This is a genomic window from Rhizobium sp. NZLR10 (assembly GCF_019685125.1).
GTDB lineage: Bacteria > Pseudomonadota > Alphaproteobacteria > Rhizobiales > Rhizobiaceae > Rhizobium.
In genome coordinates this window covers 25808-40061 of the sequence record NZ_JABDWE010000022.1, presented here as the reverse complement: position 1 = coordinate 40061, position 14254 = coordinate 25808, and the positions used below count along the sequence as shown (strand labels likewise).

Sequence of the window (14254 nt, the reverse complement as noted above, 5' to 3'; positions counted from 1 at the left end):
ATGCCGAAATCCACGCTGCTGGCGGGTCTTGCCGCTTCCCTGCTGACGCTCGCCTCAGCCGCCCATGCCGACAACTCCGGCGACGGCAAATCGATGCTCGCCGCCCAGGCCGGGCTCGCCGCCGAGCTGATCGACCGCACGCTGGCAAAGGAGGGTGCGGCTAATATCATGGTGTCGCCGGCAAGCCTTGCAGCAGCCCTCGGCCTTGCCAGCCTCGGCGCCTCCGCCGAAGGCAAGGCCGCAATCGCCAAAGGCCTCGGCTTCGGCAGCGAGGTGAAGGGGCCGGAGACGGTGCTTGACGCGATGTCACAGGAGAAGCCGGCCGCCGCGGATGCGTCTTTGGCGACGGCTGTTGCGATCGTCTTCGACGATAAGCTGGTGCTCGTCCCCGACGCGCTCTCGATGCTCGCCACCCACCGCATCAAGCCCTCGATCGAGGATCTCGACGGACCGGCATCGGTCGAGCACATCAACCTCTGGGTCAAAGAGACGACGCGCGGCGCCATTCCCGTCATGCTCGACGCGCCGCCCGGCGGCGGTTTCGTCAGCCTCGGCGCGCTGTCCTTCAAGGCGCGTTGGAAGACCTCTTTCGAGCGGGAAAGCCCGGCGAGCCCCTTTCAGCGGCCGGACGGTTCGACGATTTCGGTGCCGATGATGCATCTTGCCGGCGATGGGCAGAAATTCCGCTTCGACGATAAATTTGCCGCCGTCGACCTTGCTTATGCCGGCGAAAGCTACAGCATGGTCGTGGTGGCGGCGCGCTCCGGCAAAGGTGTCGCCGGCGCCGACCTGAAGGCGCTTACCTCCTGGCTGCAGGGCGAAAAATTCGAAGCGGCCAAGGGTGAAATCTTCCTGCCCCGCTTTTCCCTGAACGACGGGCGTGATTTGATGCCGATACTGAATGCGATGGGACTGACGCCCGAAAAGGCCAAGCATGCCACCTTCCCGGGTTTCACCAAGGAAAACATTCGCTTGTCGCGCGTTCTTCAGAAGACGATGATCAAGGTTGACGAAAACGGCACGGAGGCGGCGGCAGCCACGGCAGCGATCACAGAACGCAGCATCGATCCCAAGCTCGTTCGCGTCGTCGCCGATGCCCGTTTTGCCTTCGCACTTCGCGATACGAAAAGCGGCCTGCTGCTGGCCGCCGGCCTGATCGGCGATCCGCTTCTGGAACAGGATGATTGAAGGCCGATTGGCCTGAAATCTGAATCCTGTTCTGCATGAAAGAGTCAGAGCATGGCCGGCGAATAGAAATGCCAATGATTGCAGGGGGACACGTGCATGAGAAGTGATCTGATCGCCCGCTACACGATCGGCGAGCCGGTCTATGAGAACGAGTTCATCGTCTATCCCGCCCAGGACAAGCGGATGGACCATGCGGTCTTTATCGTCGCCCCCGATGTGGCGTTAAAATTGGACAAGGCGCGTTTCGAGCGGGTCTGGACCTCCATCAACGAGGCCAAATCGCTGACCGCCCGCCGCTTCGTCGAAATCGAGGACCTCATCCCGCCGTCGCCGGAAGACGACAATTTTTATATCGTCGAGAAACGGCCGTCGAAGACGCTGCACCAATATCTCGACGAAACCGAAATGGTGGCCTACGAGCGCGCCGCCGAGATCGGCCGCCACATCCTCGAAGGCCTGGCGACGCTGCACGGCGCCGGTTATGCCCACAACGCGCTGACGGACCAGTGCATCTACGTCTCGGAGGATTATTCCGGCCTGTCGGTCCGGATCGGCAACCTGCACCTGATCTCGAAGATCGGCGAGCACATCATCCCGCCCTATGTGCCCGAATTCGGCGCGCCGGAGATCTATGCCAGCGGCACCTTCTCCGCCTCATCAGCTCTCGACATCTACGCAATGGGCATGATCGCCTACAAGCTTTTCCTGCCGCGGCAGACCTATAACAGCGTCTTCGATAGCGTCATGGTCTGGGAAGACGAACACCAGCGCGAGCAGAGTTGGAAGAACATCCATCTCGATCCTTCCAACATCTTTCCCCGCCTCGACGTGCTGATCCCCGGCTTTCCCGAGGGTCTGGCAAGCCTGATCGAGCGGATGCTGAGCCGCGACCCGGCCCAGCGGCCGCGCACCGGCGCCGATGCGCTCGGCGAATACACAAGGGTGACGACCGGCATCCAGCCGATGTCGTGGGATCCGCGCGGCGGCATGCAGCAGCAACAGGAGGCGCCGAAACCGAAAAAGTGGACGCCTGTCAAAATCTCCATGATCGCAGCCCTGCTGTTGATCTGCATCGGCGTCGGCGTCGTCACTATTCCGAAGCTGCTGCGCCCGGATCCGAAACTCGTTGCCGATGTCGGCGTCTGGAAGAAGGAGGCCGAAAGCCGCAAACAGCAGGCGATCGCCGCCAAGGCGCCGGAGCGGCCGGCCAGTGACCAGGCGAAGCTCTCCTATGACACCGGCGCCTCGGCACTGACCTCTGCCGATGCCCTGCTGAAGGATGAAGACTACGAAAAGGCCCTTCCGGGCTACCAGTCTGCCGCGATCAATCTCGGCAATGCGCTGATCGCCATCTCAAAGGAGAACGCCGAAAAGGCGAAAGCCGCCGCTTCGACTGCCGGCGGCGACAAGGCGCCGGCTTTTGCCGACGCCGATGCCAAGATGAAGGCTGCTGCCGACAGCGCTACGGCCAAGCAAATGCATGCGGCCGTCGACGGCTACGACGCATCGAAGACCGGTTTTAACGATCTCGCCAAGGCACTCACGGCGCTGACGGCGGCCGAAAAAGACGCGGCGGCGAAGCGCGAGACGGTCAATCGCATCGGCGCCGGCGATAGTCCGGATGTCGCCAAGGCGAGCGGGTTGATGACCGAGGCAAAGGCCAAGGCTGAACAATGGCAGATGCCGGCGGCGACATCAGGCTATGGCGACGCCGCCAAACTCCTTGCCGCCATCATCGCCGACGTCATGGCGTCGAAGGACGAGGCGACGGCGCTAAAGCAAAAGGTCGCCGATCTCAACGCCTCGATCACGACGCGCGCCGGTGCAGCCGATCCGACGCTTGCATCACTCGCGCCGAAGATCAGCGAGGCCGATGGCCGATATAGCGCCGAGGCCTATAAAATAGCGGTGGTCGCCTACAAACCGATCCTTGCCGATCTCGAGGCGCTGTCGGCGCGCGGCTTCTGCCCGGTTTCGCCGACCCTGGCCTTCGAGACTGTGCCGGCGGGAAGCTATTCGCTCGACAATGTGCGGCTGATGACCGCTTCGATGAAAGAGCTTGGCGGCATGCTCGGCGTTGCCAATGGCGCCGTCAAAGTCGAAAAATCCTTCTGCATGCAGGCGAAGGCCGTCACTCGCGCCGAGATGGCGGCATATTACACCGCCAATTCCGATCCCGCCTCAGCGCAGGCATACAGCGACAATCCGCAGCAGCCGGCCGACGACGTGCCGCTTGCCGTGGCTCAGACCTATACTGCCTGGTTGTCGAAGCAGCTGAACACGCCCGTTCATCTGCCGTCGGCAACCGAGTGGATGGCCAGTGCGACGAAGCTCGCGACGGAAAAACTGCCCGACAATGGCGACATCATCCTGCAATGGAGCGCCACCCCCTGCGAGGCCGGCGGCAATGTCGCCTTCATGGCGCAGGAGGGCTCGACCTTCGTCGTCTGCTCGGACGCTTCGGCCGGCGGCATTTTCAGGGTGACTGCGGAATTACGGTGAGTGAACCGGAGCGTCGAGATCGAAAAGGAAAAAATCCCGCATGCCTCCATCGGTGCAACACGTGTCGACGCAGCGCTTGAAAATAGGTCGCAGAGCGCCTTTTTTCTTCATTCGGCAGCCTCGCGCTCAAGCGGTACTCTTCACCAAATTTCAATTCCAACTTTCATAAAATGTGCGTATATTAGAGGTGGGGACTGCAGTATCCCCGCCTTGAGGGGTCGAGGACAATGTGCTGGAATACATCAGCAGCATTCACGCCGGTCGGTTTTGCTTTGCGGGGTCCGGCGTCTCGCAAGATCGTATGGACGCTGGGCGACGCGGCACGTCTCCTGATGAACGACTGGCCTTTCGATGACGGCGAGGAATATGTCGCTGCCGTGAAAGCCTGCGTCGACGCAATCAGCGGGAAAATTGCCCCGGAACAATTCCGGGAAGCGCTTCTGCGTGCGGCCGAAGAGGCGGGCATCGCGGCTCTCTGTCTCGTCCCGCAGGGCGTGGCAGCGCGACGACCGGACCTGCCGTCGAAGGCGCAAAGATAGTCCCAATTTCGAGAAGCTGACGCAGGTTTGCGCCACAAGCGATCATTGCTGGCATCGCGAAACTGTCTATTCTGCGGCGTTGCAAAAGACAGGAAAACAAGTGTCGCGTTAATCGGGATTTTTGCGACAACGGGGCCATATCCCTTACTGATCGGCCGGGGCTTCGCGGACCTGCATGATCTTGTCGATCAAGCCCCATTCCAATGCTTCTTGCGGCGTCATGAAGCGGTCGCGGTCCATGGCGCGTTCAAAATCCTCATAGGAGCGCCCGCAATGTTCCGCGTAGAGCCGTGTCATACGCTGCTTTGTTTTCAGGATTTCCTCGGCGTGAATTTGCATATCCGACGCCTGCCCCTGAAAGCCGCCTGATGGCTGGTGGATCAGGATGCTTGCATTTGGTAGGGTGGCCCGCTCGCCCGGCTCGCCCGCCATCAGTAGAAACGATCCCATAGAGCGGGCCGTACCCATGCAGAGCGTGTGAACCGGTGCGCGGATGTAGCGCATGGTGTCATACATGGCGAGGCCGCTGGTCACGACGCCGCCCGGCGAATTGATATAGAGGTTGATGGGCTTTTTGGGGTTTTCTGCTTCCAGAAACAGCAGCTGCGCGCAGACGAGGGCCGAAACGGTGTCGTTCACCTCGCCATTGAGAAAGATAATCCGCTCACGAAGAAGCCGGGAATAAATATCGAATGATCGTTCCCCCCGGCTGGACTGTTCTATGACCATAGGGACGAGCTGCATCGCTCCGCGCATCGGCGACCTCCAAACTTCCAGAGTTTTAGGGTGAGGCTCGCCGCGTCAGGCGGCGAGCATGAGGGGCGGGCTGTTGCTGTTTACGGCCGTCCTCGCCATTCGGTCGAATCTTGCATCCGTCAGTTCGTGGACGATCCGAAGGCAGGTTCCGCCCGTCGCGTTCGGTGTGATCGTGAACGTCACGGTGCTTTCAAGGAATGGTGGGCTGTCGTCGCGCAGCTTGTAGCGGACTTCTTGGCCGGGGGTGACGGCGATCGCATCGGGATCGGCCAATGCCTCCTTTGGCAACCACCTTTCCCGAAATTCGGGAACGGTGACAGCGCGCCAGACCTTTTGCGGCGGATCGCTCAAGTCAAATTCCTGCTCGACGCTGCTATCCTGCTCCTTGGTCTTCCCTTCGTTCATTGATCCATGTCCTTCAGCAAGACTTTGAGTGCTGCGATACGCTCCGGCCAATAGGCGCGGTATTTTGCGAGCCACTGGGCGATGAGAGCCAACCCATCGGGATCGACTTCGTAATTCACGAAACGCCCCTGTCGTTGTTCCCTCACGAGCTTTGCACTCCGCAGAACTGCAAGGTGTTGCGACATTGCCGGCTGGCTGATCTCCATGCCTTCACGCAAGGCGCTGGCGTTCATGCTCCCCGCCGCCAGCTTCTCGAAAATCGCGCGGCGGGTCGGGTCTGCCAGAGCTCGGAAAAAGTCATTCTCGATCATGCCAACACATAAGCACACACTTATCTGATTCGCAAGCCTGTTTTCGAGACGACTTTCTGGTGTCGCTGGCGGGCATGCCAGCGTTTCGACGGCGGCCTTGGTCGCTTCGCGGGCGAAGGCGCGTTTCTGATCGTCGGTTCGGCCGGGATGCATCTGCAGGTGAAGAATATGCATGTTTTCTCGATGTTCGTTCGCACAATCTGAGGCGAACCAGATACAAGGCGGCGTGCTCTAGAGCCGTACGGAAGCTGTGGGACGACTGCCGGCGATGGAATGCAATCACTCGGTGAGGCCAGCTTTGCGCAGTCCGTCCACAATGCGCTCGAAATCGGCAGGGTTCTTGTAGGGCAGCACTTTGCGCCTGTGCTCCAGGGAATAATCGGGATTGATCCGGAACACTTCCTCCCACTGCCCCCGCGCCTCCGCCAAGCAGCCCAAGTGACCATAGCTCGCCGCCAGCAACACACGTGAGATGTCGGTGGCTGGATTGCGGACTAGTCGTCGCTTCAGGAAGACAACGGCCTCCTCGTACCTGCCCAACTGGAACATCGCCTGCGCGTGGAAGTGCAGAAAAATGTCTGGATAATATGGATTCAGGGCCATCGCCCGCTCGAAGCAGACGAGGGCCTCGTCGGATCTGCCCGCATAGTGCAGCGCGTTTCCGAGGCTCTCGTGGCCCTCGACAAGATTGGGAGCAAGCGCGATCGCGCGTTCAGCCTCGCGGATGGCCACATCAAGTCGTCGCAGGTACAAGTTGACGACGGCCAGCGCCCAATGTGCGTACGGATACCGATCGTCGAGCGCCACCGCCAGCGTCGCAGCCTCGGTCGCCTGTTCCAGCGATTTCGACGGCGATCGGCTCCACTGGTTAACGTAGGCCAGCCCGTGCGTGACGGCGAGGAAGGCGTGCGCCGGGGCGAATTTCGGGTCCAGATCGACGGCGCGCTGCAGCAATTGCCGGCCCTGAATGTTCTGCTCTCTCGTCAGCCGCCACATGTGTTCACGGCCCCGCAGGAAGCAGTCATAGGCTTCCAGATTTTGAGTTTGCTCGGTCGCGAGCCGCTGCTGGTCCCCGGCCGTCAGCTTGAGTTCCAGAGCGCCGACGATCTGCTGCGTGACGTCATCCTGCACTGCGAAGATATCGGTCAGGTCGCGATCGAAACGCTCCGCCCACTGATGCCCGCCGGTAGTGGCATCAATCAGCTGCGCGGTGATCCTCACCTTGTTGCCTGATTTGCGGACGCTTCCTTCCAGCACGTAGCGCACCTTGAGGCTGTCGCCCACTTCCTGCACGTTCACGTTCCGGCCCTTGAAGGTAAACGACGAGTTGCGAGCGATGACAAACAGCTGCGACAGCTTCGATAGAGCTGTGATGATATCTTCGGAGATGCCGTCAGCGAAGTACTCCTGCTCGGCATCGCCGCTCATGTTGACGAATGGCAGCACGGCAATCGAGAGGTCCAACGGCAATGCGGCCGGCGCAGGAGCAACGGCGGCGGTCACTCCTGGCTTTACCTCCGCGGCGGTGCCGACCTGGAGCGAATAGATCCGGATCGGCTCGGCAATGTTCTTGAGTTGCGTGTTGCCGAGATCGCTGACGGAGAGATCGAGTCTCGCCCTGACCTGGCGATAGGCGTCCTCGGACAGGCAAATAGCGCCGGGGGCCGCGATACCCTCGAGACGCGAGGCGATGTTGACGCCGTCGCCCATCAGGTCGCCATCGAATTCCTCTACTACGTCCCCCAGATGGATGCCGATCCGGAACTCGATGCGCCGATCCTGCTGAACGCCGGCGTTGCGCTCGACCATGCCGTTCTGCACCTCGATGGCGCAGCGCACGGCATCGACAACGCTGCGGAATTCGACCAGCGCTCCGTCACCAGTGCGCTTGATGACACGGCCGTTGTGCACTGCGATGGTTGGATCGATCAGGTCGCTGCGCAGTGCCCGCAACCTTGCCAGGGTGCGATCTTCGTCCTCGCTGGCGAGCCGGCTGTATCCAACTACGTCCGCGGCCAGAATTGCGGCCAGCTTGCGATTCTCGCTCATAGAGCCGTCCCCCATCTCCACGATAGCAGGAAGACAGAGACAGGGGAACTTCTGCCCAGGGCGATCTCGGCTGAGATCAAGTTCTCTGGTGCATCTGCGACCTACAGCGTGTTCGTCGACGATGTCTGCTTTCAGGCAGACTCCGCCATGGCTCAAATGCGCGGAAAGCCTAAGTCCGGGCGAAGCCAGGTGCCCCCAGCTTGCGGGCGGTGGATTCGCAGCAGCCAGTAAGTCAACCGGTCGCTCGACGCGGTCAACACGGGAGCCGCGTGCCGGCTCCCTGTCCAACAGCATGGCGGCGTCCCGCAGCTCGAGCCTTCGATGCTGCGGGACGTCTCTCAGGCCTCGGATTTCAGCTTGCCGCCTACCGCCCAGGAATCCTTGGCGATCTCCGTTATGAGGATTTCCACCGATTCCGGCGGGCATGCCAGCGTCTCGACGGCGGCCTTCGTCGCTTCCCGGGCGAAGGAGCGTTTCTGATCGTCAGTGCGGCCGGGATGCATCTGCAGATGAAGAATAGGCATGTTTTCTCCTTGGTCATGTTGGTTATATCAGTCGCCTTGGCTCGGGCGTGACCACTATCTTGCAAATGCTGAGGTTGATAAATAAGCTGCCGGTATCGTCATTCGAAACCAACAGGTAGGCAATCATGGACAAGCTGGCCGGCATGGCGATGTTTGTCAGGGTCATCGACAACGGCAGTTTCGCGGCCGCCGCGGAGATCGCGCAAGTGTCGCCTGCCATGGTCGCCAAGCACATCAAGACCATCGAGACCCGGCTCGGGGCGAAGCTGATCCATCGCACCACCCGACGCCATCAGCTCACAGAGGTTGGCCAGCTCTATTACGAGCGCTGCAAACGCGCGCTTTCCGAAGTGGCGCTGGCCGAGGCTTCGGCGAGCGAGCTGCAATCGGCGCCGCGCGGCCGGCTTCGGTTGGTGGCACCGGTCAGCTTCGGGACGCAGATCCTGGTGCCGGCGCTGATCGATTACCAGAACGCCTATCCCGACGTCAGCATCGAGCTGTCGCTCGACAACAATGTCCATGACCTCGTCGGCGAGGGGTTCGAGCTCGGCATCCACATCGGACCGTTATCCGACGACAGCCTGGTCGCCCGCCCGCTCACGCCCTACCGGCGGATTCTCGCTGCCGCGCCGGATTATCTCGCCCGCCATGGCCGGCCGGCCTCGCCTGAGGCTCTGACGAACCATCTCTGCCTCGGCCACTCCTATTGGCGCATGCAGGATCGCTGGCACCTGGTCGGGCCGGGAGGCGAAATGCGTGACGTGTTGATTTCCGGAAAATTCTCCACCAACCAGGGGGCAGCACTTCGCATGGCAGCGCTCAGCGGCGCGGGAATTGTGCTTCAGCCGGAACTGCTGCTCGCCGCTGATATCGTCGAAGGACGGCTTGAGCAGGTGCTGCCGGAATGGTCCTACAAGCCCGTTCCGATGTCCCTCGTCTATCCGCCGAACCGCCGGCCGACAGCGATGTTGCGGACGGTGATCGATTTCCTGGTGGAACGGTTTGGCTAGCGACACTCGGGACGCCAACGGTCGCTACTTAGCGGACGCGTATAAGCTCGCGCTCGCAGTCTACAGTAACCGGTGTTCCAGTCCCACTTTGCTTGAATTGTTCTTGAAGTAGAATGGCGCGAAAATAGGCCACGTGGAGTCGCCCGGTTTATTTATCGGATACGTCATAGGAGCTGTAGAAGCTCGGGTCCTTATCAAACACGTCGTAGTTATCGGCCGATTTCGTGGTCGACTTGTTGGTGACCTTGCGACGAAAAGCAAAGAGAAAAACCGCTGCCAATAAGGCGATGCCTAATGCCACCCCGATAAGAGCCGAAACTATCATCGTCATGATCCACTCCTCCGATACGAGGACAGTAAGGCACACTCCTTAAAAGACAACTTATCGCTGAAGGAGTTTAGGCATGCGATAGAGTTCGGCGATCCGCCTTCTTCCAACCGGCGCTGGCCGGCGCGAGATGTCGCTAAGTTTCGGGATATCGCCTAACAGCCCCACAACCCGATAGATGGATTATTAACTTCGAAATTAACTCAGGCGTGCAAGCCCATGGCAGCGGAGCCAGTTGATCGTATGATTGCCGCAATTGTCGAAGGTCGGTTTAGCTTGGGAGCGGACCCGTGCGTGTTCGCATTATCTGTGTTCTGATCCTGTCAATCGCCTTTGCGCGCTTCATGCCTGTGGTGATGGGGTTTGGCCGGGCGCTTTACGTAGACGACGACTTCGGAGCACCCGCTTCACCTGACCTCGTCTTCATCGCCATGTCGGTCATCCCAGGTATTCTCGCGGCAGCGGGCCTCTGGCTGGCGGATGTCCGGCAGCGCAGGTTACCGCTGCTCGCCTTGCCGCTCGGCATCATCATGTCGATCGGTGTGGGTTATGGCAGCACATTTTTCGCATTTCGCTACGCGACGGCCCGCTACGACATCCTGACCAACGACTGCTATTACACAAACGCCCTGGCTTTTCAGGGTAGGACTGGCGTCTTCATCTCATGGGGTGGACGAACGGCTTTTCATCCACTCGAAAAAGTTCGATCGATGATTCTTGTACCAGCCGGAGCCTAGTCAGCATGGCCAGCGGGACGCGATGAGCCACCTCTATGTCAGATTGTCCGAGGCGTGTAGCAGCCTCGGCCTCATGCGACGGACCATCCACCGTCCACCAGCAGGTTGGCACCGGTGATCAGGCTCGAAGCCGGCGATGCCAGGAAGACGACGGCACCCACCACATCATCGGTTTCACCGATCCGGCCGAGTGGAATGTGACCGAGCGTCGCTTTGCGATTGTCGGCATCGGATAGAAAAGGTGCTGTACCATCCGTGTGGATGAACGTCGGCGATACGGTGTTCACGGTGACATTATAGGCTGCCCATTCGGCTGCAAGGCAGCGCGTGAGGTGATTGATTGCCGCCTTGCTCATGCAATAGATTGCCTCGCCGCGCAGCGCCACGGTGCCGGCCTGTGAGCTGATGTTGATGATCCGGCCCCCATTGCGCTTGATCATGTGACGCCCCACTGCCTGCGCCATCAGAAAGGTGCCCTTAATGTTGACATCGAGGATCTCGTCAAGGTCCTTCTCCTCGACGAGTTCCGCGAGATTGCCGGGAGCCACGCCGACATTGTTGATGAGCACGTCGACCCGACCGAATGTAGCAAGCGCTGCATCGACGGCTTGTGCGATATGGGCCTTGTTGGGAATGTCCAGTTCAACAGTGATGACTTTTCGTCCCGTCCCCTCGAGTTCGGCCACCAGGCCTGCCGACGCTGCGACATCGCGGACCCCCAAAACAATATCGGAGCCTGCTGCGGCACAGGCAAGCGCGCAAGCTCGACCGATGCCACGGCTCGCTCCCGTCACCAAAGTCACCTTGCCCTCAAGGCTGAAGTCCGGCGCTTTCTTCTGCATCATGGTGCCTCCCTCGATGAAATCAATTTATGGCAGGGTCGGCGGGCGGATGCCAGAAATTCCACGCATTCTGAGGAGCGTCCCTTTGGCACGCGTCAGGTCTGCTTCGGGCCGGCAGCATCCGAAACCCGTCACACAAGCGGTCATTGAGGGATCGCTGCGCGCATACTCGCCCGAGGCGCTGGCGAACCTCGCCAAGCCCTGACATCGGATGAGACCGTGCCCGGCCTCCGCGCCCTTCGGGGGTTAGCGATCGAAGCCCGCTGGCTGCGGGGCCTGTTCGAAACACTCGATCAGCATTTCGGAGAGGACCCGTACCTTGCGGGCGGGATGCTGGCCCGGCGGGCGGATGACGTAGATGCCTGCCGGAGGCGGAGGATAGCGTGTCATGACCGGAACCAGCGCGCCGGAGGCCACGTATTGATGGGTGATGCCGTCGGGGATCCAGGCGATGCCGAGCCCTGCCAATGCGGCGGCGGCAAGTGCCGTGGCGTTGTCCGCCTTGAATCGCCCCCGCGGATGAACCGTGACGATCCTGTCGCCATCCATGAATTGCCAGGTTTCCGTTCCCTGCATGAGGGCCTGATGGGCGGCGAGGTCCTCCGGCCTCGCAGGTGAACCATTGCCTTTGATATAGTCCGGGCTCGCGACGAGCTTGCCATAAATCGGTCCGACGCGCTTTGCGATCAGGTTGGAGTCCGGAAGGAAACCAACCCGGATCGCACAATCGAAACCCTCTGCAATGAGATCGACGAAGCGATCGCTGTAGGAGGTGTCGATGTGAAGCTGGGGGTGGCGTCGCGCCATGTCCGCGAGCACGGGCGCGAAGTGGGTCGGGCCGAAGGAAAGCGGCAGTGCAACTCTCAGGCGGCCGCAAAGGTCACCGGCGGGCAGGATCGTCTCCCTGGCCGCGTCGATCTCGGCGCAGACCCTGGCCGCATAGTCCCGAAACGTGATCCCGGCCTCGGTGAGCGCCGCGCCGCGGGTGGTTCGTGCAAGAAGCTGGACGCCGAGATCCGCTTCAAGCCGGACGAGCCGCCGGCTGACGATTGACTTGGAGATGCCGAGCCGGCGCGCGGCTGATGTAACGCCACCCGCATCCGCAACTTCCACGAATGTCCTGAGCTCTTCAATATCCACTTCGGCGTTCCCCATTTCGCAACACAGCTTGGCACGAGTGAGCACTACCGTATCGCAAATGGGAATGACAGTGTCCGTTTCGGAGGCAGCGCCGCTGCTGGCGCGTGTCACCCGGCATACCAACCTCCCACACAACGGCAGCAGAGGATGTATTCATGACTTTTCGCAATGGCCTTGCGTCGCTTCTTCGTCCCGAGGATTCGGTCCTCGTTCTGATCGATCACCAGCCTTACCAGCTCGCGAATGTGAACAGCCACGAGCCGCAGATGGTGATCAACAATACGACGGGGCTGGCGAAGGCCGCCAAGGCCTTCGGTGTTCCGACAATCCTGACCACGGTGATCGCCGCGCGAGGCGGTCTCCTCTTCCCCCAGATCACGGATGTGTTTCCTGGTCAGGAGGTGATCGACCGGACGTTCATCAATACCTGGGAGGATCGCAAAGTGGTGGACGCGGTCAAGGCGACCGGCCGCAAGCAGCTGATCATTGCCGGTCTGTGGACCGAGGTCTGCGTCGCGATGCCGACGATCCAGGCCCTCGGCGAAGGCTGGGATGTGACTGTCATCACCGACGCGTCCGGCGCTGTATCGGTCGAAGCCCATGAGGTCGCCATCCAGCGCATGATCGCGGCTGGCGCAAACATGATGACGTGGATGGCACTGGCGTCCGAATGGCAGCGCGACTGGGCCCGGACCGACCAGGCCGCCGCCTTGACCGAGGTGATTACCCAGCATGCCGGCGGTAGCGGGATCGCATTCCTGTGGGAACAGCAACTGCTCAACACGCCGGTGCCGAACGCTGCAGGCTGATCCGAGCGGGGATGACGACAATCCTGACCGAGGCGTTGCGAAAGCGCGTCGTCTATCGGCTCGTCATCCCCTTCAACGAGACGCGAAGGGTGCGATGTCTCGTTCGGGCGGTCGATGGTCATGATGTTGCTCACACACAAGAGAGAGCTAACCTTTTCATGCACTCGGTCGCTTCGAGAGATCAGAACCTATCCCTCGACATAGGCTGCCAGCTCTTCCGCCGTACCCATGGGAAAGGCCACTTTCAAATAGTCGAGGAAGGCGGACACACGCGCGCTGAGTAGCCGTCGCGATGGATAGAGAGCCCAGAGCCGCGTTTCAGGCCCATCGACATCTCCCCAACGGACCAGTGTGCCGGCAGCAAGATCACGGCTGACCAGGGATACAGGAAGACGCGCCGCGCCGATGCCCATCCGGACGGCATCTCGGACCATGGTCAGCGAAGATAGGCAAAGAACTGGATCAACGACAATCTTGGATTGCCCGGTCGGCGTCATCATCGTCCAGGACCCGCCTTGATCCAGCGAGCCGCGGACGACCACGGGCACCACTGCCCCCTTCGCCGGGTGCGGAACGCTCGGGCTTGCTACAATCACCAGTCCATCACGCAGGAAAACCCGTCCGACAAGGCTCTCATCCGGGTCTGGATTGACACGGATCACCACGTCGTATCCTTCCTCCACCATGTCGACGGCACGGTCCTCTGTCGTGATCTCCAGGCGGACCTCCGGATATCTAAGGGCGAATCCCGCGGCCAGTTTGCCCATCGCCGTCTGGGAAAACAGCAATGGTGCACTGATCCGCAACCTGCCCCGCGGGCTGTTGCCGCCGAATGCGATGGCTGCGGCCGTTTCGTCGAGTTCCGTCAGCAGCGCGCCAGCCCTCTCATGAAGCGCTCGCCCCTCCTCCGTCAGCTTGAGCATACGCGCACCGCGCTCGAATAGCCGGAGCCCGAGGCTGGCTTCGAGTTCCGCTACCCGGCGCGAGAGCGTGGCTTTGGGACGGCCGGCAGCGCGTGCGGCGCGGCCGAAGCCGCCGTGGCGGGCGACGGTGACGAAATCGGCGAGGGCAAGCAAATCCATCTGTTCCATCCATGAGACGCGGCGTCCAGATT

At 61.0% G+C, this 14254-nt stretch carries 15 protein-coding genes and 1 pseudogene; 6 read left to right on the top strand and 10 right to left on the bottom strand.

Features of this window, described 5'->3' with window-relative positions; translation table 11 throughout:
- From HJB82_RS27085 to HJB82_RS27075, 3 genes are all read left to right on the top strand, one after another.
- Positions 1–1188, top strand: a complete 1188-nt coding sequence (locus HJB82_RS27085; protein ID WP_207585362.1) for a serpin family protein — start codon at positions 1–3, stop codon at positions 1186–1188.
- Positions 1189–1284: 96 nt separating this feature from the next.
- Positions 1285–3690, top strand: a complete 2406-nt coding sequence (locus tag HJB82_RS27080; RefSeq protein ID WP_221115562.1) for a protein kinase domain-containing protein — start codon at positions 1285–1287, stop codon at positions 3688–3690.
- Between the two features lie 227 nt (positions 3691–3917).
- Positions 3918–4229: a DUF982 domain-containing protein gene (locus tag HJB82_RS27075; RefSeq protein ID WP_207585360.1), complete on the top strand. Its 312-nt coding sequence runs from the start codon at positions 3918–3920 to the stop codon at positions 4227–4229.
- Positions 4230–4373: 144 nt separating this feature from the next.
- Here HJB82_RS27075 and HJB82_RS27070 read toward each other — a convergent pair whose 3' ends face one another.
- From HJB82_RS27070 to HJB82_RS27050, 6 genes and pseudogenes are all read right to left on the bottom strand, one after another.
- Positions 4374–4985 carry an ATP-dependent Clp protease proteolytic subunit gene (locus HJB82_RS27070; RefSeq protein WP_221142008.1) on the bottom strand — a complete coding sequence of 204 codons (612 nt, stop codon included), beginning with the start codon at positions 4983–4985 and terminating at the stop codon, positions 4374–4376.
- A 45-nt stretch (positions 4986–5030) separates the two neighbouring features.
- Positions 5031–5390: an SRPBCC domain-containing protein gene (locus tag HJB82_RS27065; RefSeq protein WP_207585358.1), complete on the bottom strand. Its 360-nt coding sequence runs from the start codon at positions 5388–5390 to the stop codon at positions 5031–5033.
- A complete protein-coding gene (locus HJB82_RS31815; protein ID WP_246762890.1) occupies positions 5387–5701 on the bottom strand; it encodes a helix-turn-helix transcriptional regulator in 315 nt (104 codons plus the stop codon). The genes HJB82_RS27065 and HJB82_RS31815 overlap by 4 nt, the downstream gene beginning before the upstream one ends.
- A 75-nt stretch (positions 5702–5776) precedes the next feature.
- Positions 5777–5854 (bottom strand): annotated as a pseudogene (locus HJB82_RS31810) (tautomerase family protein); the annotation flags it as partial.
- A gap of 126 nt (positions 5855–5980) precedes the next feature.
- Entirely contained in the window at positions 5981–7750 is a 1770-nt protein-coding gene (locus HJB82_RS27055; RefSeq protein ID WP_221115560.1) for an adenylate/guanylate cyclase domain-containing protein, read from the bottom strand.
- A 338-nt stretch (positions 7751–8088) separates the two neighbouring features.
- On the bottom strand, positions 8089–8274 hold the full coding sequence (locus HJB82_RS27050) for a 4-oxalocrotonate tautomerase (RefSeq protein WP_221142007.1): 186 nt from the start codon (positions 8272–8274) through the stop codon (positions 8089–8091).
- 125 nt (positions 8275–8399) lie between these two features.
- Between HJB82_RS27050 and HJB82_RS27045 the strand changes: the two genes are divergently transcribed.
- On the top strand, positions 8400–9284 hold the full coding sequence (locus HJB82_RS27045; RefSeq protein ID WP_207585355.1) for a LysR family transcriptional regulator: 885 nt from the start codon (positions 8400–8402) through the stop codon (positions 9282–9284).
- 148 nt (positions 9285–9432) lie between these two features.
- Here the strand turns inward: HJB82_RS27045 and HJB82_RS27040 are convergent, their stop codons facing one another.
- Entirely contained in the window at positions 9433–9615 is a 183-nt protein-coding gene (locus HJB82_RS27040; RefSeq protein ID WP_207585354.1) for a hypothetical protein, read from the bottom strand.
- Between the two features lie 287 nt (positions 9616–9902).
- Between HJB82_RS27040 and HJB82_RS27035 the strand changes: the two genes are divergently transcribed.
- On the top strand, positions 9903–10349 hold the full coding sequence (locus HJB82_RS27035) for a hypothetical protein (RefSeq protein ID WP_221142006.1): 447 nt from the start codon (positions 9903–9905) through the stop codon (positions 10347–10349).
- A 71-nt stretch (positions 10350–10420) separates the two neighbouring features.
- Here the strand turns inward: HJB82_RS27035 and HJB82_RS27030 are convergent, their stop codons facing one another.
- The gene (locus HJB82_RS27030; RefSeq protein ID WP_221142068.1) at positions 10421–11191 is read right to left on the bottom strand and encodes an SDR family NAD(P)-dependent oxidoreductase; all 771 of its coding nucleotides are present in this window, start codon (positions 11189–11191) and stop codon (positions 10421–10423) included.
- Positions 11192–11437: 246 nt separating this feature from the next.
- Complete coding sequence (locus HJB82_RS27025; protein ID WP_207585352.1) at positions 11438–12331, bottom strand: LysR family transcriptional regulator; 894 nt, start codon at positions 12329–12331, stop codon at positions 11438–11440.
- A 155-nt stretch (positions 12332–12486) separates the two neighbouring features.
- Here HJB82_RS27025 and HJB82_RS27020 point away from each other — a divergent pair, with 155 nt between their 5' ends.
- Entirely contained in the window at positions 12487–13140 is a 654-nt protein-coding gene (locus HJB82_RS27020; RefSeq protein ID WP_207585351.1) for a hydrolase, read from the top strand.
- A gap of 188 nt (positions 13141–13328) precedes the next feature.
- Here HJB82_RS27020 and HJB82_RS27015 read toward each other — a convergent pair whose 3' ends face one another.
- On the bottom strand, positions 13329–14222 hold the full coding sequence (locus HJB82_RS27015) for a LysR family transcriptional regulator (RefSeq protein WP_207585350.1): 894 nt from the start codon (positions 14220–14222) through the stop codon (positions 13329–13331).
- Positions 14223–14254: the final 32 nt, after the last annotated feature.